This is a genomic window from Pedobacter sp. T50_32 (assembly GCF_057652195.1).
Genome location: NZ_JBYFBY010000008.1, coordinates 1 through 24,105, shown reverse-complemented (window position 1 = coordinate 24,105; position 24,105 = coordinate 1). Strand labels below are relative to the sequence as shown.

The following is a 24,105-nucleotide window of genomic DNA, read 5'->3' as shown; positions in this document are numbered from 1 at the left end:
GACACATGAATATTACCAATCGCTACGGTTTACCTTTCAATTTAGGTAATGGAGGTAGCTTGCGAGCATCGGCAGGTAGCTTCCTCCACTCGGTAAAAGTAGTGGCAATATAGTAGGTATAATCAAAAGGTGTGTCTGCCTTTACTTGTTCTACCGTTGGGCGGTACAAACCAATGTAATCGTCCAAATCCTTTTCTTTATAATTTACCAACTTTTGAATCACCGTTTTATTAAAGTTTTTAGAAATTTCTTCGTTAATATCAGCTGCTTCTTCAAGCTCACGTTCTTTTGCCTGTTGCTTACGCCATTTGCCATAACCTAGGTTTAAACGCAAACCTCCTCTTTCTTTCGACATATCTACCCTTTTGGCAGCTACCGCCTCGGGATCTTTGGTATCCAAATATGGAGAAACCTTTGTAGTGGTAACATCTACCGTGTTCAAGGTATTTACTGCCGACCTTAGATAGATGTTTTTTGGAAATAAATTAGTAAGGTATACAGTATCGGTTTGGTAGCCCATCGAAGCGTAGGAAATGAGATCTCCTTTTTTTGCTTGTATGGCATAACGTCCGTCTTTGTCGGTAAGCACTACCGCTTTAGAGGTTAAATTTCTTACCGAAACACCTTGAAGGGCTGTACTGCGTTGCTCGTTATCAAAAACATTTCCGGTAACATAAGTCTCTTGAGCCATTACAGCACAGGGCAATAGCAAAAAAATAAATAGATATAGTTTCTTCAGCATAATCAAATGTAAGTTACTTTACGCTTTGCGTAATCCGTTTAACAAAATTTAACAAGCCAATTACTTTTTTAGCAAAGCTTGATATTCATCTTCCTTAAAACCAAGTAAAATTGCCTTACCGTCTTTCTCCACAATTGGTCTTTTAATGGCGCTTGTGTTGGCTAACAAATACGTTATCACGGCATCGGGTGTATTAATTTCTGCCTGTTCTTGCTTTGTTAACTTCTTAAATGTTAAACCAGCCTTGTTAATCACCTTTTCCCAACCAAAAGTGTTGAACCACTCTGTTAGCTTTTCGGCAGTAATTCCTTTCTTTTTAAAGTCATGAAATTCGTATTCACTGCCATTGCTTTTTAACCAATCTTGCGCTTTCTTTACTGTATTACAATTTGGGATGCCGTATAGTTTCATTGTTTTTAATTTCTTTTAAGGGCTAAAGTTAATAAAACTAAGCACTTTAAATAAACCAGTAAATGGCTTATGTTTTTAGTTGCCCTTATTATTTTGCTAATGTGTATCTTAGCTACGTTTACACATTTCAATAGGGTTCTTTATGCTCAAACTTTCTTTTAAGCAGCAATTACTTACCGGATTTGCGGTCTCATTAATTTTTGTTTTAATCTCGGCCATCGCATCTTATTTAAGTATCAATTCGTTAAATGATAGCTACAAATGGGTAGCACATACGCATGATGTAGCTAAAACTGCCGAGCGATTGGAAATAAGATTGTTACATGCTGAGGCATCGTTGCGGGGCTACATTTTAACAGAACGAGCAGATTACAGAGATCCATATGATGACAACATCAACGCTATTTTGCCAATGGTTGAGCAGTTGGCCAATTTGGTAGATGACAATCCGGTACAGTTAAAAAAAATAGACAGCATTAGGTTTTACGCCATAGCCAAAGTAACCGAGTTAAAACAAATTGCAGCTAAAGGAAGCGTTGGAAATTTCGCTGCCGCAAAGCAACAATTTTTGACGGATAGAGGCAGGCTAGACAAAATTAAGTTTTTGGCCTTTTCTGATGATCTGATTACACTTGAATATAAGCTACTGGATGAAAGACAAGAAGTTGTAATGAGCAGAAGCAACAGAACTATTATTGTTATTATCGGTAGTTCACTTATTATTTTTGCTTTAATCCTATTTTTACTCAAATACATTCGCCAAACTTTTGACCAACAAAGAGAAACGCAGAAACAAATTCTACTGACGAACAAAGAACTGGAAACTTTATCTGCCAAAAATGAATATCACAACTGGGTGCTGAGTAGCGAAGCACAGGTAAATGATGTAATGCGTGGCGAATTTGGTATGGATCAGTTAGGAGAAAATATCATTACGAAAATTTGTAACCTGCTCGAATATCCTATTGGGGCATTTTATTTGATAAATAGAAGTCAACAAACTTTACGAGTTAGAGGAACTTATGCGATAAGCGAAGTTTTAGATGATAGAAAATACAAATTTGGCGAAGGCTTAGCTGGCCAAGCGGCATTAGAAAAAAAGACGAAAATTTTTAGCCCTGTTCCAGAAGGATATTTGAAAATCAGCTCTGCTTTAGGAAATGTGACACCAACGCACATCCTTTGTTTGCCTGTTTTATTCGAAGAACAAACCATTGCTGTTTTAGAGATAGGGCTAACCGCAGAACCTTCACCAAATCATATCACATTTTTGGAATTGGTATCGAAAGATATTGGTATTGCCGTAAACAGTATGGTAGCTAAGGTAAAACTGCAGGAATTGTTTGAAAAAACCCAACAACAAGCAGAAGAACTTACTGCACAACAAGAAGAGTTACGCGTTACCAACGAAGATTTGATGCACAAAACCGAAGAACTACAAGCTTCGGAAGAAGAATTAAGAGTACAACAAGAAGAATTACAACAGGCCAATTCGGAACTGGAAGAAAAAGCGCAGTTGTTAGAAGAAAGAAATGCATCTATTAATCAGGCGAAGGAAGCAATTAGCTTAAAAGCGGAAGAGCTTTCTTTAAGTAGCCGATATAAATCGGAGTTTTTGGCGAATATGAGCCATGAGTTACGTACACCATTAAACAGTATCTTGATATTGGCCAGAATACTGAAGGATAATAAGCTCAATAACCTATCGGAAGAGCAAATTAAATATGCTGGCGTAATCCACAATGCTGGGTCGGATCTTTTAGCTCTAATTAACGATATTCTAGATCTTTCAAAAATAGAGTCTGGAAAAGTAGATCTCATTATCGAGCAAGTTAAGCCACCTTCAATTAAAGCTCAAACTGAGGCGCTATTTAACGAAGTAGCCAAGCAAAAAGAAATTAATTTTGAGTTTAAACTGAAAGACCAACTACCCGCTAGTATAGTCACGGATCAGGCTAGGGTAGAGCAAATTATCAAGAACTTACTTTCTAACGCCTTTAAATTTACACGCAAAGGTGGAAATGTAACCGTTGAAGTTGGCTTAGCACAAAAAGAGGATGTGAAGTATAACTCTTCGTTGAGCACGCAAGAAAAACTGATCTACTTTGCGGTAACGGACAGCGGTATCGGCATATCTGCGGACAAACAGCAGGTTATTTTCGAAGCCTTTCAGCAGGAAGACGGATCTACCAGCAGAAAATATGGTGGCACAGGTTTAGGACTATCGATTAGCAGAGAGCTTGCCAACTTACTTGGTGGCGAAATTCAACTCAAAAGTGAAGTAGGTATTGGCAGTACTTTTACTTTAATCATTCCGGAAGCGCTTGGAGTAAAAGTAGAACCGAAGGAAGTGGAAGCAGAAAAGCCGACCGTAGTATCGCAACCTACATCTGCACCAATCATACATTCGCAACAATTAACTGCAAAAAATGGAAGCGGGAATAGATTGCTAATTATTGAAGATGATGAAAATTTTGCCGAGATATTAAAAGCGTACGCCATTGAAAAGGGTTTCGAACCAATTTTATCGCACAGCGGCGATACTGGCTTAGAATTAGCTTTGTCTGAATTACCAGATGCTATTGTACTCGATGTAATGCTTCCTGTGATGGATGGTTGGACGATCCTCAAAAAACTGAAGGCAGAGCCAACCACGAAGCACATTCCTATCCACATGATGTCGGCGGGCGAAGAAAAAGCAGGCAAAGCGAAGAAAGAAGGTGCCATTGGTTTTCTTAAAAAACCAGTAGAAAAAGAAAAGCTAGACCACGCTTTTGAGTTGTTATCTAATCAATACATCTACAATTTCAACAACGTACTCATTGTAGAAGACCAAGTATTGCAAAGCAATGAGCTTACCGAGCAACTGATCAAAAAAGGAGCGAAAGTTTCACAAGCTTATACCGGAGCAGAGGCAAGACAGATGCTCGAAGAAGGTGTTTTCGATTGCATCATCCTTGATCTCAAATTACCTGATATTTCTGGCTTTGATCTCTTAGACGAAATCAAATCTAATGAAGATAATAAGAACATTCCGGTAATTATTAACACCGCAATGGAGCTAGACAAAGATAAGATGGCCCATATTATGCGTTATTCGCAGGCTATGGTACTGAAAAGCAACAAATCTAATGACCGCCTGTTAGACGAAGTGAGTTTGTTCATGAACAAATTACAAGCAGAAACACCTAAAAAGGACGATACTTCTACAGTAGCCAAACCTCCAAAAAACTATGCACCAACTATAGAAAAGGCACTAGAGAACAAAACCATTTTAATTACTGATGATGATATGCGCAATATCTTCGCACTTTCATCTGCCTTACAGGATTATAAGATCAATGTAATAATTGCCAATAACGGTGTAGAAGCACTAGAAAAACTATCCGAAAACACGGAGATAGACTTAGTTTTGATGGATATTATGATGCCTGAGATGGATGGTTATGAAGCGATGAAAAAGATTAGAGCGCAAAGACACTTAGCGAACTTACCAGTTATTGCGCTAACTGCAAAAGCAATGAAAAGCGATCGTGAGAAATGTATTGCCGCAGGTGCCAGCGACTATATCTCTAAACCAGTTGATGTTGACAAATTATTATCTATGTTAAGGGTGTGGTTAAGTTAGAGAGACGTAGCGTATGATGAAAGACCTAATTACCGACGAGCAAGTAGAGGAAATTATTTCCGTAACTAAAAACATCTATGGGTTCGATTTTGATGGCTATTCCAGGGCATCGTTAAAAAGGCGTCTCAATAGAATTATGTTGCTTAAGCGGTTAGATTTTTTCGATCTTAAAAGCACACTGACCAATAATGAAGACTTCTTTCATTATTTCATTAACGAAATTACGGTGAATGTTACAGAAATGTTTCGCGATCCAAAATTCTTCAAATCTTTGCAAGAAAACGTACTTCCCTATCTAAGTTCTTTTCCGCACATTAAAGTTTGGAACGCAGGTTGCTCTACTGGAGAAGAACTATATTCTTTTGCCATACTATTCGAAGAACAAGGATTATACAACCGAAGTTTTTTTTACGGAACAGATGTTAACCATAAAGTGCTCGAAACAGCCAAAGAAGGTATTTACGACTTGCAAAAAATGAAGCACTACTCCGAAAATTATCTTGCTTTAGGAGGAGGAAAATCATTAGCAAACCATTATGTTGCACAGTACGACGCTGCCTCTATTTCGAGACATTTGAAAAAGAATGTGTTATTTTCTATGCACAATTTGGTATCAGATGGTCCGTTTAACGAGTTCCAAGTAATTTCTTGTAGAAACGTACTTATTTATTTTAATCCAGAGTTACAAAAAAGTGTCATCAACCTTTTTTACGAAAGTCTCGCAAATTTCGGCTTCCTTTGCTTAGGAGGTAAAGAAACCATTCGCGACCCACTTTTGGCTAAGAAATTTAAAGCAGTAGATAAGAAGAATAACATTTACCAAAAAATTAACTAACTTTCCATTCAATGAGTAAAATCAACCTTTTAATAGTAGACGATAAGCAAGAAAACATTATTGCTTTGGAAGCCCTTTTAAACAGGAATGATATCAACATTATCACTACAACATCTCCTAATGAAGCGCTGCGCATTTGTTGGGAAAAGGACATCGCCATTGCACTCGTAGACGTACAAATGCCAGAAATGAATGGCTTTGAGCTGGTTGAAATCCTAAAAAACAACGCTCGTACCCAAGACATTCTAATCATTTTTGTAACGGCTATTTCTACCGAAACCAAATATGCCATAAAAGGTTTAAGCGCTGGTGCGGTAGATTATCTTTACAAGCCTTTAGACCCTTATATTACCTCTGCCAAGGTAGATTCGTTTATCCAATTAGTAAAAAACCAAAAGGAGATAAAAGCGAAAAACCAGCAGCTAGAGAAGATACAGGCTGATTTAATTAAAGCAAAAGAAGAAGCAGAACTAGGCAAAAGAGCCAAAGAGAATTTTATGGCCAATATGAGCCACGAAATACGCACACCTATTAATGGCATTATAGGTTTGGTGCATTTGCTACAGAAAGAACAGCTTACAGAAAGTCAAACTGAAATAATTGGTCTGCTAGATGTTTCCTCTAATTCTCTATTAGGTGTAATTAATGATATTCTTGATCTTTCAAAGATTGAGGCTGGCAAATACACCATCAATTTTGCAGAAACAGACATTAAAGATCTGGCAAAACAAGTCACCAATTTACTTAACGTTAAAGCAATAGAGAAGAACATTGCACTGAAACTTGCCATTGATGAAAAGCTACCTAGATGCATCATGGCAGATTCGCTTCGTCTTAACCAGATTTTCATGAATTTGTTGGGTAATGCTATTAAGTTCACCAACGAAGGCGAAGTAGTGTTCAAATTGGAGGTATTGGAAGAAAAGCCAAACACATCATTACTAAAGTTCTCTGTTATCGATACGGGCATTGGCATTTCTAAAGAAAACATCCAATCTATCTTCCAGTCTTTTGAGCAGGTAGAAGATGTGCATACTAGAGTTTATGGTGGCACGGGTTTAGGCTTATCCATTGTAAAAAAGCTCGCCGAACTTAAAGGGGGTGAGTTAGATGTAAAAAGTGAACTTGGAAAAGGAAGTGTATTTTCATTTACAAAATGGTATAAAACTGTGGATAAAAAGATAGAAGAAATACCTAGCAAGGCACCATCAAAGTTGCCAACATTAGACGGTATCAAGATTTTAGTTGCAGAAGACAATTCTATTAACGTTTTCTTAATTGTAAAGATATTGAACGACTGGAAGGTGCAAACTACCGTAGTAACCAATGGTGCCGCTGCGTTAGAAGCCCTAGAAAGAGATCATTTCGATTTAGTGCTCATGGACACCTATATGCCAGTAATGAACGGTTTAGAAGCCATCAAGAAAGTACGAACTGGCCATATCCCTGGAAAAGAAAAGCTACCAATCATCTCATTCTCTGCCGGTGTACTAGAGCAAGATAAAGAAACAGCTAAAGAAGTAGGTGCCGACGATATTATAGGCAAACCGTTTAAAATAGATGTGCTGCATGAAAAAATTAGCAGGCTAGTAAAAAAATAGCTATTTATTGAATAATGTCATGGTTTGCGCAGCGCCAATGGTTGCGAAACTCTTAATCATACTAACTGCCCTATTAATTAATACGGGCAGTTCTTTTTTCTCATTTTTATCAAACTGGCCAAGCACAAAATCTGCTTGTCTGCCTTTCGGGAAATCATCTCCAATACCAAAACGCAAACGAGCGTAGTTTTGCCCACCACAAACCTCCTCTATGCTTTTTAAACCGTTATGACCTGCGCTGCTCCCCTGTAATTTCATGCGTAGTTTCCCTAATGGCAATGCCAAATCATCTACCAAAACTAAAACATTTTCGGGTGCTACTTTTAGCTCTTTCATCCAGTAGTTTACCGCCTTTCCACTCAAGTTCATGTAGGTGGTAGGTTTAATTACATGCAGTTTCCTGCCTTTATGAGATACTTCTGCATGGTAAGCCAACCTGCCATGTTCAAAGCTACCTTCAAATCCAGCCACCAATTCTTCTGCAATGTCAAAACCGATATTGTGTCTGGTGCCCACATACTCCGCACCAATGTTCCCTAAGCCTACAATCAGAAATTTCATGCCGCAAAGGTAAGCAGTTGGGCGTTAAAAGTTGAATTTATTGGTTATTAGTTGATAGCATAAGCAGCTAACTCATTTTATATTATTTTAGAAAATGGGCATTAGGTTTTTCTTCGCTTCCGAAAGCCCTTCTATCCGCTCTAGTCCCTATGGGAGCTGCCGCTACTATAAGGTTTATTTTACAACGTTACCGCTACGAAATAGCAACACGCATAAAAAAAGCGTTCCAATTTTCATCGGAACGCTTTATCTTGTAAATCAAGAAATCCTTAGACCTCGACTTATTTTTTACCTTTAGCTTCGTTTTCTGCTTGTTTCAACGCTCTAGACATTGCAACAGAAACGATAGTATCTTCAGGAGTGTTAGTTACAAAGTAATCACCTTTTTCCAAATCGCGAACGCGGAATAAGTTACCTACTTCTAACTTAGCAATACTTACTTCAACTACTTGAGGCATGTTTTTAGGCAATGCTTTAACACGTAGTTTACGTAATTTTTGAACTAATTTACCACCCATTTTAACACCTGGAGAAGTACCGGTTAATTTAACTGGAATTTCCATAGTGATTTCTTTTTCATCAAATAATTGAAGAAAATCAACGTGTAATAATAAGTCTGTTAATGGATGAAATTGAGTATCTTTTACGATAGCTTTTACAGCTTTACCGTTAACTGTAATTTCAACAAAGCTAGCTTCTGGAGAGTAGATAGCATCATTTAAATCAGTTCTTGTAACAGCAAAGTGTACTTGTTCAGTACCTCCGTACAATACAGCGGGAACCTTACCTTCGTAGCGAAGCTCTTTGGCATCGCGTTTCCCTACGTTCTCTCTAGTAGAACCGCTAATAGCGATAGTTTTCATTTTTTATATATTTATTTGTTAATATTAAGTATCAAGTAGTGAGTATCGAGTATCAAGACCTTATGCCTTATGCCTTTTACCTTTCAGCCCTCTACCTTTATTAAACTCTAAAAAGCTCGCTAATTGAACCGTATTCGTTTACGCTAGCAATAGCTTTGGCAAACAATTTAGCGGTGCTTAACTGCTTAATTTTCGGGCTCTCTCTTCTCAATGGAATAGTATCTGTTACGATTAGTTCTTCTAACATCGAGTTTTCTACCGTTTCGTAAGCTTTACCAGACAACACTGGGTGCGTACAAACCGCCCTCACACTTTTCGCCCCATTTTCCATAATCAGCGCTGCAGCCTTTGCTAAGGTCCCAGCAGTATCACAGATATCATCAATCAACACAATATCTTGTCCAGTAACATCACCAATAATCGACATTGATTCGATTTCATTGGCACGTTTACGACGTTTATCACAAATTACTACCTCAGCGTTGAAGAATTTCGCGAACGTTCTAGCTCTATACGAACCTCCCATATCTGGAGAAGCAATTGTTAAATTCTCTAAACCTAAGCTCTTTATGTAAGGCACAAAAATTACCGCACCATCTAAGTGATCTACCGGAATATCGAAGAAACCTTGAATTTGCGCTGCATGCAGGTCCATAGTCATGATACGGTGAATACCAGCAGCTTTTAACAAGTTAGCAACCAACTTCGCACCTATCGCTACCCTTGGCTTGTCTTTTCTGTCTTGACGAGCCAAGCCGTAATAAGGAACAACAGCAGTAATGTAATGCGCAGATGCTCTACGAGCGGCATCAACCATTAACAAAAGCTCCATTAAATTATCACTAGGTTGGTACGTAGACTGTACTAGGAAAACATCACATCCTCTAACCGATTCATCAAAAGAAGGCTGAAATTCGCCATCGCTAAATTTACTTAGGGTAACATTACCTAGTGGTTTGCCGTATTCTTCGGCTATTTTGCTAGCGAGGTCTTTGGTTCCACTTCCAGCAAAAACTTTAACAGGGTTAAATTGCAATGGCATGATTTGCGGATATCAATGCTTGTTAAAAAAAAATCGGGTTGCGGTTTTATTCACAACCCGAAGTGATTTGTTGTCCGACCTGGATTCGAACCAAGACAAACAGTACCAAAAACTGTCGTACTACCCTTATACTATCGGACAATCTCCTATTTCAAACACTCTTCAGAACAAGCTTTCAAGCGTTTTGCTGAAACGGAATGCAAATGTACGCACTTTTTTGATACTTGCAAACAACTGCACAAAAAAAATTAAAATTATTTATTAGTAGCACTGACACTCAACGAGATTTAGTTATTTTTTGTTAAATAAGGCAACGGGCTCACTCCTATATCAATCTATTTTTTTATTTTCGGCAGCATTTATTGCACCAAACTATAGGTTTTAAAGACCATCATATTCAAAATATGGAATACAAGAAAATAAACAATATTATTGGCTGGGCATGTTTTTTAATCGCTACAACCACTTATGTTTTAACGTTAGAGCCAACTGCAAGCTTCTGGGACTGCGGCGAATTCATTGCTTCTGCTTATAAAATGCAGGTTGTTCACCAGCCTGGAGCGCCTTTGTTTTTGATGATAGAGCGTTTCTTCTCTTTATTAGCCATGGGCGATAAAACCAAAATTGCCTACTTTATGAACTTCGGTTCGGCAGTAGCCAGTGGTGCAACCATTCTATTCTTATTCTGGACTATCACCGCTTTAGCTAAGAAAGTACTTATTAAAAAAGGCGAAGAAATTTCTAAAGCCAACTTAATTACCATAATGGGCGCAGGTGTAGTTGGTGCTTTGGCTTACACTTACTCAGATAGTTTCTGGTTCTCTGCTGTTGAGTCAGAAGTTTATGCGCTTTCATCATTATTTACTGCCATTGTATTTTGGGGTATCTTAAAATGGGAAGCAGTGGCTGATGAGCCAAAAGCAGACCGTTGGTTATTATTTATAGCCTACATCATGGGCTTATCTATCGGTATCCACTTGTTAAACTTACTTACAATACCAGCTATCGCATTTGTGTACTACTTCAAAAAAGAGAAACAACCAACTACTTCTGGAATTTTCAAAACATTGGGTGTTGGTATATTAATTCTAGCAGTAATACAATACGGAATTATCCAATATTTAGTTTCTTTCGGTGCATATTTCGACCTATTCTTCGTAAATACTTTAGGTTTAGGCTTCGGAACAGGGGTATTATTTTTCGCTCTTTTAGTAATTGGCGGATTGGTTTGGGGTATCAGATACTCTATCAAACAGCAAAAAAAGGTATTGAATTTAGCATTGCTATCTACCGTACTAATTATTTTTGGCTACGCTTCTTTCGCTATGATTATTATTAGAGCGCAAGCAAAACCAAATTTGAATAACAGTGACCCTGATAATGCTTTCTCATTTTTAAGCTACCTTAACCGTGAGCAATACGGCGACAGACCATTGTTATTAGGCCCTAATTACAACTCAATTCCTAAGTTAACAGACGAAGGAGCTATAGTATACAAAGAGGCAGGCAAGTCATACAGAAAAGGGGATACAAGATATGAGATTTCTGGAACTAAAAGTGAAAAAGTTTATGGCGTAAATGAAAATTTCCCCGACAGCATTAAGAGATTGCAACATAAGGTTCTTTTCCCTCGTATGTATAGCGATGAGCAACGACACGTAGATTACTACAAGGACATGATGGGAATGAGCGACGAGCATTTCCCAAGCTTTTTCGACAATCTAGGTTTCTTTATGCGCCACCAAGTTGGTTTTATGTACATGCGTTATTTCTTATGGAACTTTGCTGGTCGCCAAAATGAAGAACAAGGACAAGGTAGCTTATACGAAGGTCAGTGGATTAGCGGCATTAAACCTATTGATGGGATGTTGTACGGCGATCAAAGCAACCTACCTCCTACTATAAAAGAAAGTAACTCATATAACCGTTTCTACTTCCTACCGTTGATTTTAGGAGTTATCGGTGCGGTTTGGCATTTCGGTCGCCACCCTAAAGATGCAGGTATTATTGGTTTGTTATTTTTCTTTACAGGATTAGCCATTGTGCTATACCTAAACCAGAAGCCACTAGAGCCAAGGGAAAGGGATTATGCCTATGTAGGTTCGTTCTATGCCTTTGCCATTTGGATTGGGCTCGGCATCATCGCTATCAGGGAATGGCTACTGAAAAAATTAGATCCTAAAATGGGAGCTATTACTGCAAGTATTATCGGATTACTAATTGCCCCTGTATTAATGGCAAAAGAAGGCTGGGATGACCATGACCGTTCTGAGAAAACATTAGCTCGTGATATTGCGATAAGCTACATGGAATCTTGTGCGCCAAATGCCATTCTATTCACCTATGGTGATAACGACACTTATCCATTATGGTATGCTCAAGAGGTTGAAGGTATTAGGCCTGATATTAGATTGGTAAACTTGAGTTTATTTGATACAGATTGGTATATCAACGGAATGAAACGTAAGGTTCACGAATCGGAGGCTTTACCAATTTCTATGACAGAAAAACAATATGTTTCTGGCGTAAGAGATGTAATGTACCACAAAGACATGGGCATTGCAGAGTCTGTGGAGCTTAAACAGATCGTAGATTTATTATTATCTGACGATGCGGAAGACAAGTTACCATTACAAGATGGTTCTATGACTAACTTTATTCCTACTAAGAAATTTAAGTTGACCGTTAATCCGCAAGATGTAATTGCTACGAAAACATTGCCTGAAAGCCGTGCGGGAGAAATTGTACCTACGGTAGAGTGGACTTTCAATAAAGGCTATGTAACCAAAGGCAATTTAGCAATGCTAGATATTTTGGCGCATAACAACTGGAAGCGTCCAATTTATTTCGCTAGCACAGTGCCTTCAGATCAGTTTAATGGTTTAGACAAATATTTATACAGTGAAGGTTTAGCATTAAGGTTATTGCCTATAGATCCTTCAAAAAGAGTTGAAGAAGAAGAGCAACCGATTAACTTAGACCCAATGTACGACCACGTAATGAATAAATTTAAGTGGGGTAACATTAAAAATGCTAAATATTTAGATATTCAGTCGGCTGATGACATCTCTATCTTCAACAATATCTTCAACAGCTTAACTACTGGTTTAATTAAAGCTGGCAGATTGGAAGATGCTAAAAAGGTAATGAAGAGATATGATGAGGTTATTCCTACAAAAATTTATGGTATGCGTGCAGCAATGGGTGCAGCAACAATGGCGCAGAACTTATATCTTTTAGGCGAAACAGAAAAAGCAAATGCATTAATTAAAAAATATGCTGATTTTGTTGGTAAGGAGATTACTTACTTAGGTGATGTTACCAAGAGCAAAGGTAAATTGGTAGGCGACAGAAATATCCAAATTGGTTTATTCTACGGATTAATGCCGATGGCCAAAGTAGCATTGCAGCATAACCAACCGAAGTTGGCCAAAGATATAGAGGCGCAAATTAAATCTTTATTTGCCCATGGCAACTTCGCACAATACTTTGGAGAGCTTCCGCCAGATTTCATGAATTTGTAAGCAAATTAATAAGTTATTATATAGCCGTTCGATTTATCGAGCGGCTTTTTTTTATGCGGATGAAATTAGCTTAGGTTGGCGCTAAGCTCAAAAGCAATGTCGTTAAATGAGATTGCTTAGTCGTACCTCTTCGCAATGACGAATATTAGGAAGAGAATGCTAACGCAGGAGAAGTAAGTTTAAATCAAACAAAAAAGCACAACCGTTACCGATTGTGCTTCTATATATTATGTTTTTTTAAATATTAACCTTCGTTCACCACGCCCATTGAGCAGAACTTATCGATTCTTTTTGCGACCAATTTTTCTGAATCTACTTTCTTTAAAGCTTTCAGATCATCTAAGATTTGAGCTTTCAAAGTTACAGCCATTTCTTCAGGATTTTGATGTGCACCACCAAGAGGTTCTTTTACGATACCATCAATCAATTGGTTTTTGTGCATATCTTCTGAAGTTAGCTTTAAACACTCTGCAGCTTTCTCTTTAAAGTCCCAGCTTCTCCATAAAATAGAAGAACAAGATTCTGGAGAAATTACCGAGTACCAAGTATGCTCTAGCATATACACTTTATCGCCGATACCGATACCCAATGCACCACCCGAAGCGCCTTCGCCTACAATAAAGCAAAGAATTGGCACTTTAAGCACCGACATTTCTAACAAGTTACGAGCAATTGCCTCACCTTGTCCACGTTCTTCGGCTTCTAAACCTGGATAAGCACCCATCGTATCGATAAAAGAAATTACAGGCTTATTGAATTTCTCTGCCAAGCGCATTAAACGTAAAGCTTTTCTGTAGCCTTCTGGATTTGCCATACCGAAATTGCGAAATTGACGCTCTTTGGTATTTTTTCCTTTTTGGTGACCTATAACCATTACGGTTTGGCCATCGATAGTTGCAAAACCGCCGATGATAGCTTTATCGTCTTTAACCGTTCTATCACCGTGAAGCTCAATAAAGTCGTCACAAATTAAGTTGATATAATCTAACGTTTGCGGACGCTCTGCATGGCGAGACATTTGAACTTTTTGCCAACCAGTAAGGTTAGCATAGAGGTTTTGACTAGTCTGCTCTGCCTTTTCTTCTAGCTCAGCAAGTGTAGCCGACATATCAACCTTAGTCTTATCGGCAATCTGCTTAACCTTTTCAATTTGTTGATACAAATCTGATAAAGGCTTTTCAAAATCAAAAGATGTTTTCAGTTGTTCCATAGTTGGGGCGGTAAAATTACGCATTTATATGGAAACTATAGACAATAATTTAACGCGACTTCTTTTTAAGTGCTGATTTTACCGTTATATAGGCCAAACCTACAGCTAACAATAAGCAGCCAAAGCCAAACAAAACGAATGTATTATCTTCATGCTGTATGAAGTTTATCCCCCTAACGGCTGCATAAATTGCAAAAACTAAGCTCAGAAAAGTTAAAATAATTTTCATCTTTCAATTGAATTGCGCAATGTTAAGATAACCATTTTTGTTAGGTTTTCAAAACACTGACGCTAATTCTTCATTTGCAAACAGCACATTCTTTAAACAATAGCCCTGATTGAAACGAAAATACTTTTTGTTGTAGATGCTCTAATTAAAAACGTTGTAAGTTTTTAAACTTACGACGTTTGTTAGGATGCCATGGGCAAAAAGATTGTAGTGTAAAGCAGGACTGACGTTGGATAGCAGCACTGCTTTTGCGCTTCAAAAAATTTTAAAACTTAGCCGCTTGGCCAGGTTTTGGTGTTGATTTTTTGATAAAATCGCGGATATGGTTGTTACCCAGCTCTAAATCTATTTTGCGTAGATACATCATGTGTCCGCTTTCGTAACCTTCCCAGCTCATTCTATCTTTCAATTTTCCGCTTGGATCCATTTGCCACATGTTATATTTTGCATTGAAATAATCGCAAGCGCCGTCGTAGTAACCAGATTGCACCAACACATGCAGGTAGGGATTTTGCGCCATCGCAGCACGTAAATTCTCGCCAGTATTATCTCCGCTCCTATCCCAAGGGTGCACCGGGCCGAACATGTTGTACTTTAAATCGGTTTTGTAGTTGAGCTCGTTGCGCAAATACATGTTGATGGCCGGCGTGAAAGAGTGCAACCAAGAAGTAAGTTCGGCATTGTAGTCTGGACGTTCGCCAGCATCATTTTTGTCGATACCTTTGTACCTAGAATCTAAGCGACCAACGGTAAAACCTTTGTCTCTTAACAGCTCTTTCCAGAATAAATTAGTAGAAATATTAAGGTTATTTTGCAAGATTACTTTTTCTGGCAGCCCTGAAAAACGAGCCATTTTAGCAGCAATTTTATTCTTTTCGGCTGCAGAAATGAAACCACCTCTAGACATGGCTGGCACCAATTCGTTGATGGTAAATTGCTCTACTTCTGGTAGCATATCTGTCAGTTTTTTGCCTTGCAAATCGGCTGGTAAAGCTTTATGATACCAAGCGGTAGCAGCGAAATATGGCAAACGCAAAGCGGCATCCATTACACTACCTCTTTCTATACCAAGTCCTGTTGGCGAGACTAGAATGACGCCATTTAAGTACATCCAATGATTACTCTGCAGCTCTAAAGCCAAGCCAGAAACGCGAGTTGTACCGTAGCTCTCCCCTATCAAATATTTTGGTGAAGCCCAACGGTTACTGCGGGTTACGAAGGTGTTAATCCATTCTGCCAGATATTTGATATCAGCTTTTACACCAAAAAATCTGTTGGTAGCAACATCTTTGCCCACAGTTCTAGAATAGCCTGTGTTTACCGGGTCGATGTACACAATATCAGCAACATCGAGAATTGAAGTGCTGTTATCTTTATAACCATAAGGCTGTACGGGATAACCTTCGTCGTCTATTTTTAGCACTACTGGGCCGGTGTAAGCAATGTGCATCCAAACCGAAGCCGAACCTGGCCCACCGTTAAATGAAATGACCAAAGGGCGGCTTTCTTTGTTACTGATATCGGTTCTTTCATAGTAGGTATAAAATAAACCCGCTAGTGTTTTACCTTCTTCGTCCCAAACTGGCAAAGTACCCGCTGTTGCTTTGTAGGGCACTGCTTTTCCGTTAATGGTTACCGTATGGTTGGTAACTACAGCGCTTTCGGGAACTATGTTTCTTGAAGCAATGTTGGTGTTTGTTCTGGCAGGAACTTCTTCTTTAGGAGCAGTAGTTGCAGCAGCGTTTCCGCGTTGTGAACTACCGGCCTGCGATTGCGAACGCTGTTGCGCAAAGGCAAAATTGACAAGTAGTAATGCTACACTTGCAACGGTAAAGGTTTTCTTCATTCTTGTAAGTTTAGGTTTGCTGATATAAATATCTATAATGAGAATGAGTTAGCGTAAAATGAACTAAAATGTTACGCTGAAAACATTTATAACCATTAAGAAGGAAAGAATAATTAAGCAGATAGGTTGTCTTAATTACTTCAATATCGGCGCTAACACTTTCAAATTCCCATCAATTTTATGATGATAAGTTAAGCCTAATATTTTTGCCAATAAAGGATAAACATTCACATTTTCAAAAGATTTGATAGTTACACCTTCTTTAAAAGCTGGACCCCAAGCATAGAAAACCGCTTGCATATCTGGCATATCATTATCAAAGCCATGCTTTCCTATAGATGTTGGCTTGCCCGTTAAATTAAAAATCTTCGGTAGTTTAGGGATTAAAATAATATCTCCTATTCTACCATCTTTGTTATCTTTTGCTCGGTAATGCCAACGTTTAGGCATTTTTGAGGTTAAATAAACGTCGTAATCTTTACCCTCAGCCTTTAGTTGTTTATAAAGAGGTTTAATGTCTTTTTTATCTTTTGCATAAATCTGCAAAAGTGCATCGCCATTAGGCACAACAAATTTGCTCGTATCAATCACAGATGGTAAATCTAGCGTGTTTTTATAATCCGATTCGGTCATTCCGTGATCTGACAAGAAAACAAAATTCACCTCCAAACCACTCGACTTAGCTATCGCTACCATTTCACCTACAGCATCGTCTACCAACTTCACAGCAGCGGCAGTTTCCTTAGAATCGCTACCGAAATAATGACCTGCAACATCAACCTCTGGGAAATAAAAGTTAATTAAGTGCGGGCGTTTCTCTGCAGGTAATGCCAACCAGTCTTTAACTGCAGCAATTCTTTTATCCATTGGGATTTTAGTATTGAAGTTGTACCAATAAGTTGGCCTAACTCCTTGCACTGCAGTTTCTGAACCCAGCCAATAAAAAGCCGCGGATAACATTTTTTGTTGCTCTGCCAATACCCAAATAGGCACGCCGCCGTACCAAGTGCTATCTTTTACAGCGTTCGGGTTTGTTTTCACATAGAGCTGTTTCCTTTTAGGATCGTAGAACGAATTATTAACGATACCGTGGCGAGAAGGATACATTCCTGTGGCCAAGGTGTAGTGATTAGAAAAAGTAACCGATGGAAACGAAGGCTTCATTGCAGTTGCCTGTACGCCGTTTGCTCTTAAAGCCAGTAAGTTTTTAGCTTGATATTTGTCAGCATAATCATGTCTGAAACCATCGGCAGAAATATAGATGATGTATGGCTTGTTTACTTGTGATGTATCATTAACTCTATTGGCAACGATCTGCTGCGATAGGTCTTGCGCATACAAAATCTGAACGCAACAAACTACCAAAGCAAAAATTAGCCAAACTTTTTTCATCGATTTCATGAGGCAAAAATAATGGAATTTAAATACCTCTACGTAAAATTACTATAAACAAAAAACCAAGACAGCAATCGCTACCTTGGTTTAATTTCAAAAAAACAATCTAAAACTATCCCCGCATCACTCCTATTTTCTTTCCATCAAAATCTGGGAATAAGATCTTATCATTGTCGATGCCCAAATGAACATCGGCAACTTCACTAAATACACTTCTAAAATCGGTGGTTACCGCTAAATCACGTCCATCTTCTAAATTATCTTTAGATAACGGATTAACTACGCCATGAACCAAACCGCCGTTAACACTATTTCCCAAAATGAAATTACAAGATCCACGACCGTGATCGGTACCGCCTGTACCATTTTGCGCAACCGTACGTCCAAACTCGGTCATGGTCATCACTGTTACATCATCCTGATATCTCGACAAGTCATTCCAAAATGCCATCATACAATTGCTTAAATCGTTTACATTACGAGCAAAAACGCCGGTATCTTTACCTTGATTAAAGTGGGTATCCCAACCACCAGATTCTGCAAATGCAACTTCTAAACCAACATCCATTTTAATTAATTGCGCAATTTGCTTCAACGAGTTTCCTAAAGCAGTTGTAGGGTAAACTACGTTGTTTTCAGGTTTGTAATTTCTTACATCAGTTTTTTGAAGCATTTTTATGGCATCAAAACTCTCTTTTCCAGTATTCTTCAATAAATCAGATGAAGTCTGGTCGTACAAATCCTCAAAACTTTTTGAAGCCATTTTCGCACCTGCAAGGTTGCCTCTCATCTGGATATTAAAATCTGCCAAATTCCTGATGGCCACTGCCGGATTTTCTCCATAAAAAGATCGAGGTAATGAAGATGTTAAGCTTACGCCTTGAAATGGTGTAGCTGCATCATGACCCAACAAACCAACTGCCCTATTTAACCAACCGCTAGTAGTTCCCTTTTTAAATGGTGTACCTGACTCCATAAAATCTTGTGCATCAAAATGCGAACGGGTGTTGTTTGGAGAACCAATACCGTGAACAATTCCCAATCTTTTTTCTCTAAACATAGGTTCGAAAGCAGCCATTGAAGGGTGCAACCCAAATCTACCGTCTAAATCGATCAATGGCTTATCGTTGCCATTTCCTTTAGCTGCAGTCATGAATAGTGAGGGTCTTGCATTCTTCAGGTGGTTATCTGTAAATGGTGTTACAGCCATTAAACCATCCATCGCTCCACGTTGGAAAATGCAAACCAATATCTTTTTCTTTTTAAACAATGCTGGATTTACAGTACCTGCAACTGCTTCGGCAAGAAATCCCGGAATACCGCCCAAACCTATTCCAAATAGGGCTAAGCCTCCAGCTTTTAAAAATCCTCTTCTAGATACCATAACTTTAATTATTTACGTTGAAACTCTGGAGAACCAATAATTACACCTACTACCTGTGCTAACATGGTATTGTTGCCTGCTTGTGTTTTAATTTGTGGATTTTCATTTGCCTTCCTCCCGCTTCCCATTTTAATTTTCTCTTCTTTTGCTGGCTTTTTATCCATGCTCTGCATCTCATCCATACCAGCATTATTGCTATCCTTTTTGGCACTATTTTGCTCTGCAGCTTTGGCTACTTTTTGTTGCAAATTAGGATCATTTAACATTGGTTTTAGACGAGCCACCGTCTGCGCCAACTCTCTTTCTGGCATAATCAATTTACTATATGTTACTAATGCTGCCTCCACACTTTCAGGCTCCCTGTTATTATTTAAGCTAGCTAAATTCAATTTTATGCCCGGTATACGTTGAGAAGCCAATGCCAGACCAAAATTCATTCTATTTAACAAAGAACCAGTGTTGATCCAATATTGTCCGTTATCAGGGAAACCCGTTGGCGCCTGGTAGTAATACATTTGCTGCCCCATACGGTTAATCCAGCTATAAAGCTCGTAAGGTTGTGTAATTTCTGCATTTAAACCTCTTACCGCACTCATGGCCAATTCAAAAGGAGATTTTGTTTTCTCTCTTAATGCTTGCTCAGACCAAAACTCTGGTGCATTCACCATGGTAACCAGCACACTTTTGATATCACCTTTGGTTGCCGTAAAAGTTTTAGCCATTTTATCTATTAATGAACTTGGTGGAACATCATTCACAAAACGTACCGCTAGTTTTTTAGAAATAAACTTTGCAGTAGATTGATGATGTGCCAGCATTTTCAATAATTCTACACCTTCGTTATAACCACCGCCAGCAGTAAATTTCTTACCTAAAACTACTTTTTCACCGTTGTCGTGTCTGTTGGCATTAAAGAAGAAATCTCCATCCACAACAAAACCTTTTTCCTTTAAACCGCTGGAACCTAAACGTTCAATTAAGTTTCTATTTCCTGCACCGTAGCCTTCTTTTCCTAGCGGAGCCACAGTCCAGCCAGTCAACACTCTTGCCGCTTGGGTTACATCATTTTGCGTGTACCCTCCATCAACGCCTAAGGTGTGTAACTCCATCACTTCACGAGCGTAGTTCTCATTTAAGCCACCCTGCTTCTTTTTATTCTGAATTTGCTGCTGGATTTTCTTTACCCGTTCTTTCTTTTTAGCCTTTTGCTCGGTAGACATCCCCATATCATTCATCGACATCATTTCTTGATCAGCCATGGGAACATTCACACCAGAACTCGATGAATTATCTAAATACATCAACATTGCTGGCGATTTAGCGGTTTCCAAAAGTAAATCTTCAAAATTTGCAAATACATTTGGCCTGATCACGTCCCTCTCATAAGCCGGCACAAAACTGGCACACTGAGGCTTGTTGAGTGCCGCGTTAAAATGGTTGAACCAAAAATCGGTCATGATTTCTCTTAATTGATTTTCACCATATGCAGCCCTAAGTATCTTCTGGTTAAAAAATTGACGATATAAGTCTTGTAGAGGGCGATATCCTTTATCCTTCATATAACTTTGGATAATTCCCCTTTCGTACCTATTGTTATTTGCACTAATCGAATCTTTGTGAATGTAACCGTCTCTAATTGCCCACCGTCTAACTCGTGGCCCTTGAGGAAAAAGATCTTCTACCTCGCTATTACTGATGTTAATGGCATCGTACTGCGACAACATTTGGTTAAGGTCTTTATCATCTAAATCACCTTCCAATTGCTTTTTAAACCACTTTTCTAGTCCCATTTTTGTTATTTCTTCTACCTGTCCGGGTTGTGCTCCGTAAGTAAAGCGACTTAATAAATGTGCTGCAGCCTGCTCATTGCTCAAACCTGCCTTTTTATAAGGCATTGCAATTTTATCGGCTGTGCCAATTATTCGAACAAAAGAAGAAAATATTACAGCGCAGCAAAATAATATTACGCCCAGATAATAATTTCGAATATTCCGTTTCATATCTTTTGGTTTAGTTCCACTATAAGACAGCATTAGTTTCCAAAAGGATTAATCGATTGTAAAAAAAATCTCACAAAGTGATGAAAACTGCCTTTACTTATAAAACAGCAGCTTAAACAAATAAGTTTTATTAAACGGCTTCAGATTTTTTGCCGAACCATGAAGATAACCGCTAGAAATTACAGGCCTCGGCCATGTTAAGCGTTAAGTTGTAACTACTTTGTTCAATCTTCTGCGTTACGGTATAGCTTTGCCCACCGTATACAATTTGAAAATCGTAAGTTTCTCCGAGTGCAAGCAGTTTTGTATTGATATTTCCTTTGTCCATGTAACCTAAATATCTATATGATTCTGCATTACCAGCCTTTTTGAAAGAGACATAAACACTTGGTCTAATTTCGATATCAGGTCTGTTTGGACAAGTACCCGTGAAATTTAAAGACACATCCTGATAAACTGGTGGCGGCGGAACAACAATGGGAGGAGCGGTATTTCCAACCCTTGAAATGCCTATTGGAACTGTCTGTTGCCTTTGCGCTACAGTAAAACTGATATTTTTACGTTGCGTAGTGTAACCGGGAGCTGCAATTTCAACAGTAGTATTGATTGGATTTGCTGATGTAGGTGCCAAGTTCGGATGAAGACCAATAGTTACCATTCCCTGCACAAGTTTAATTTCCTTTTTGCCCGAAATCTCATAAATATTGGTTGCGTTTTCGCCAACAACAGTAATTGTTGCATTTGCTGGTGCCGCATTTCCTGTTTGCGCATCTGTAACCTGTACCAATGCAGTATATTTGATAATATCAGTATCTACAACAATTTTGATGTTTTCTGTAGGTTTTTTACAAGCAAAAAATACTAAAACCATCATAAATATACTTGATCTAATTGCTTTCATTACCTTAAAATTTATAATTGAAGTTGAGCTGCAAAATTGGCAACCAACGATAGTTTTTAATATTGGATTGAAATTGATCAGTTTGCGAAGCGTTGCCTGTGAGAATACCCGTTCCCACGATATCAGCTTCGGGTTTACTGAGATAATACGTACCTAAATCTAGATTAACGTTAAACTTCCTTTTAGGGAAGCTCTTAAAAAATCCCAATCCTAAATACGGCGCTAAACCTTTCCAATCTACATTTAAGTCCACGTATCCGATCTGATCTTCTGTTAGGGTTAAATCTCCATACTTATAATCATCCGATGGCGTGATGCGAACATTTCCATTTGCTTTAATGAAGTAAGCGAAACCACCAACTAGCCGAAACCAAGATTGTTGCTTAAAGGGGATATAATCTGCCAGCAAATGAATATTGTAAAAGTCGGCCGAGACGTGTGAAGTAGAATTAAACCCAGAAATTTTAAAGACATCATTAGCCTTAATTGGAATGGCATTAACGCCCAGTCTAATTGCTAAATTTTCATACACCCCATAGTTAACAGCAGCACCAATTCCTTGCGTACCTACATTTAATTGAACTGCTATTGGCCGTTTCAGGGTGTCGGCATTTTGACCTTTAGCTTTAACTATGTGTAACGTAAGAGCAAGTACAAAAACAGGAAGCAACTTCATCATTTCGCAATTTAAAATCAAAACTAGCGTAATAGCAGGTAGAAGTTGATGGGATAGTTTAAGAACAGCCGCCAAATGAAAATGTTTAAAAATGATAGTTTTTTCCAGTAAAAAATAAAATTCAGGACCTTAAACTTACCTTTACGAAAATTGAATAATGATGAAAAAGCTAATTTTGCTATTGATAACGATGTCCTTTTTAATGTTCAACGCCAATGCGCAAGAACAATCAAGTGCGAAGAAGATATCTCCAAGAAAACTAGAACGGAAATTGAAAAAGGATATTCAGTTGGTAGATGTGCGCACTGAAAAAGAATTTAGGGAGCAACATATTGGAAAAGCGGTCAACATTAATATTGAGGATGCTAACTTCGAAAAGACCGTGCAATCTTTGGATAAAAGCAAACCTGTTTATCTTTATTGTCGCAGTGGAAAAAGAAGTAGTAAAGCTGCCAAGAAACTAGACTCACTCGGTTTCCAGAAAATATATGATTTAGAAGGTGGTATAAATTCTTGGAATAAGAAGAAAGCAAAAAATTAAGCATAAAAAAAGTCTTCTTATTGCTAAGAAGACTTTTGAAGTCGGGATGGCAGAAAAACACACCACCGACACAAATTATTGATATTCAAATATTTAAACCACTCTAAAAAATTAGGGTGTAGAATAGGTCATAATTTCAAATGAGTCAAAACACATCGAATCTATTCAAGTACTTAAAGCCTTCGTCCGAAAGACATAACAAAACGTGTTTATTTAATACTATAAATATACAACAAAACCCATCAAAAAACAAAACAAGTGATAAAGTTCAACACTTTATTATAACGCAAACGAATTATAAAAGTCAAGCGTGAAATGTTTATGCATCCCCAAATAAGAAACCGCTTTTAGACAATCTGTAACACTTATTTTCAAAAATTTCTTCCATAATCATCCACACCTGATCTATAAGTTGGATTGATTTCTTGGTACTCACATCTATTTCGCATAGAAAACCACTAAAAGTCATTTTCTCAACGTTAAGGTGCTCTTTACTATTCAATCTTACAAGCTTACCCTTAATCGGAGCAAAATCTTTTGTGATAGTCTTTAGAAGTTGATTTTGCCTGCCAACCTCCACACAAAAACTATTGACATATTTTTCAAATGGAATTTGTTTCCCCTCAGGAGTTAGTATGTGTGGAGATTTCGCTGAAATTGACCATCTGATTTCGGTTTAAGCTGACCACCTATTCCGCGGCAAACTGACCACCTCA

The 24,105-nt window shown here is 38.2% G+C and carries 17 protein-coding genes; 5 read left to right on the top strand and 12 right to left on the bottom strand.

Annotation, left to right across the window (positions count from 1 at the left end):
* Positions 1–22: 22 nt before the first annotated feature.
* Complete coding sequence (locus AC23ME_RS18855) at positions 23–742, bottom strand: peptidase associated/transthyretin-like domain-containing protein (protein WP_487729300.1); 720 nt, start codon at positions 740–742, stop codon at positions 23–25.
* Between the two features lie 60 nt (positions 743–802).
* Positions 803–1,153 carry a Spx/MgsR family RNA polymerase-binding regulatory protein gene (locus AC23ME_RS18850; protein ID WP_487729299.1) on the bottom strand — a complete coding sequence of 117 codons (351 nt, stop codon included), beginning with the start codon at positions 1,151–1,153 and terminating at the stop codon, positions 803–805.
* 142 nt (positions 1,154–1,295) lie between these two features.
* On the opposite strand from AC23ME_RS18850, the gene AC23ME_RS18845 reads away from it, so the two are divergent.
* From AC23ME_RS18845 to AC23ME_RS18835, 3 genes are read left to right on the top strand one after another with little or no spacing between them, the layout of a single operon-like run.
* Positions 1,296–4,781 carry a response regulator gene (locus AC23ME_RS18845; protein ID WP_487729298.1) on the top strand — a complete coding sequence of 1,162 codons (3,486 nt, stop codon included), beginning with the start codon at positions 1,296–1,298 and terminating at the stop codon, positions 4,779–4,781.
* A 13-nt stretch (positions 4,782–4,794) separates the two neighbouring features.
* Complete coding sequence (locus AC23ME_RS18840; protein WP_487729297.1) at positions 4,795–5,616, top strand: CheR family methyltransferase; 822 nt, start codon at positions 4,795–4,797, stop codon at positions 5,614–5,616.
* Positions 5,617–5,627: 11 nt separating this feature from the next.
* Complete coding sequence (locus AC23ME_RS18835) at positions 5,628–7,217, top strand: response regulator (protein ID WP_487729296.1); 1,590 nt, start codon at positions 5,628–5,630, stop codon at positions 7,215–7,217.
* On the opposite strand, the gene pth is transcribed toward AC23ME_RS18835, so the two are convergent.
* The 3 genes from pth to AC23ME_RS18820 all read right to left on the bottom strand — a co-directional run bounded on the left by pth (position 7,218) and on the right by AC23ME_RS18820 (position 9,683).
* A complete protein-coding gene (gene pth / locus AC23ME_RS18830; protein ID WP_487729295.1) occupies positions 7,218–7,778 on the bottom strand; it encodes an aminoacyl-tRNA hydrolase in 561 nt (186 codons plus the stop codon).
* A 281-nt stretch (positions 7,779–8,059) separates the two neighbouring features.
* Positions 8,060–8,641 (bottom strand): 50S ribosomal protein L25/general stress protein Ctc, encoded by a 582-nt coding sequence (locus tag AC23ME_RS18825; RefSeq protein ID WP_308850883.1) that lies wholly within the window; start codon positions 8,639–8,641, stop codon positions 8,060–8,062.
* A 100-nt stretch (positions 8,642–8,741) separates the two neighbouring features.
* A complete protein-coding gene (locus tag AC23ME_RS18820; RefSeq protein WP_487729294.1) occupies positions 8,742–9,683 on the bottom strand; it encodes a ribose-phosphate pyrophosphokinase in 942 nt (313 codons plus the stop codon).
* Between the two features lie 404 nt (positions 9,684–10,087).
* Between AC23ME_RS18820 and AC23ME_RS18815 the strand changes: the two genes are divergently transcribed.
* Positions 10,088–13,207: a protein O-mannosyl-transferase family gene (locus AC23ME_RS18815; RefSeq protein WP_487729293.1), complete on the top strand. Its 3,120-nt coding sequence runs from the start codon at positions 10,088–10,090 to the stop codon at positions 13,205–13,207.
* 244 nt (positions 13,208–13,451) lie between these two features.
* Here AC23ME_RS18815 and AC23ME_RS18810 read toward each other — a convergent pair whose 3' ends face one another.
* The 7 genes from AC23ME_RS18810 to AC23ME_RS18780 all read right to left on the bottom strand — a co-directional run bounded on the left by AC23ME_RS18810 (position 13,452) and on the right by AC23ME_RS18780 (position 22,851).
* On the bottom strand, positions 13,452–14,417 hold the full coding sequence (locus AC23ME_RS18810) for an acetyl-CoA carboxylase carboxyltransferase subunit alpha (protein WP_487729292.1): 966 nt from the start codon (positions 14,415–14,417) through the stop codon (positions 13,452–13,454).
* A 494-nt stretch (positions 14,418–14,911) separates the two neighbouring features.
* The gene (locus AC23ME_RS18805; RefSeq protein WP_487729291.1) at positions 14,912–16,492 is read right to left on the bottom strand and encodes a S10 family peptidase; all 1,581 of its coding nucleotides are present in this window, start codon (positions 16,490–16,492) and stop codon (positions 14,912–14,914) included.
* A gap of 135 nt (positions 16,493–16,627) precedes the next feature.
* Complete coding sequence (locus AC23ME_RS18800) at positions 16,628–17,893, bottom strand: alkaline phosphatase family protein (RefSeq protein ID WP_487729290.1); 1,266 nt, start codon at positions 17,891–17,893, stop codon at positions 16,628–16,630.
* 106 nt (positions 17,894–17,999) lie between these two features.
* Complete coding sequence (locus AC23ME_RS18795; RefSeq protein ID WP_487729289.1) at positions 18,000–19,271, bottom strand: DUF1501 domain-containing protein; 1,272 nt, start codon at positions 19,269–19,271, stop codon at positions 18,000–18,002.
* Positions 19,272–19,279: 8 nt separating this feature from the next.
* Complete coding sequence (locus tag AC23ME_RS18790) at positions 19,280–21,271, bottom strand: DUF1800 domain-containing protein (protein ID WP_487729288.1); 1,992 nt, start codon at positions 21,269–21,271, stop codon at positions 19,280–19,282.
* A gap of 172 nt (positions 21,272–21,443) precedes the next feature.
* A complete protein-coding gene (locus AC23ME_RS18785; RefSeq protein WP_487729287.1) occupies positions 21,444–22,172 on the bottom strand; it encodes a hypothetical protein in 729 nt (242 codons plus the stop codon).
* 4 nt (positions 22,173–22,176) lie between these two features.
* On the bottom strand, positions 22,177–22,851 hold the full coding sequence (locus AC23ME_RS18780; protein WP_487729286.1) for a hypothetical protein: 675 nt from the start codon (positions 22,849–22,851) through the stop codon (positions 22,177–22,179).
* A gap of 154 nt (positions 22,852–23,005) precedes the next feature.
* Between AC23ME_RS18780 and AC23ME_RS18775 the strand changes: the two genes are divergently transcribed.
* The gene (locus tag AC23ME_RS18775; RefSeq protein ID WP_487729285.1) at positions 23,006–23,389 is read left to right on the top strand and encodes a rhodanese-like domain-containing protein; all 384 of its coding nucleotides are present in this window, start codon (positions 23,006–23,008) and stop codon (positions 23,387–23,389) included.
* The last annotated feature ends 716 nt before the right edge of the window (positions 23,390–24,105 follow it).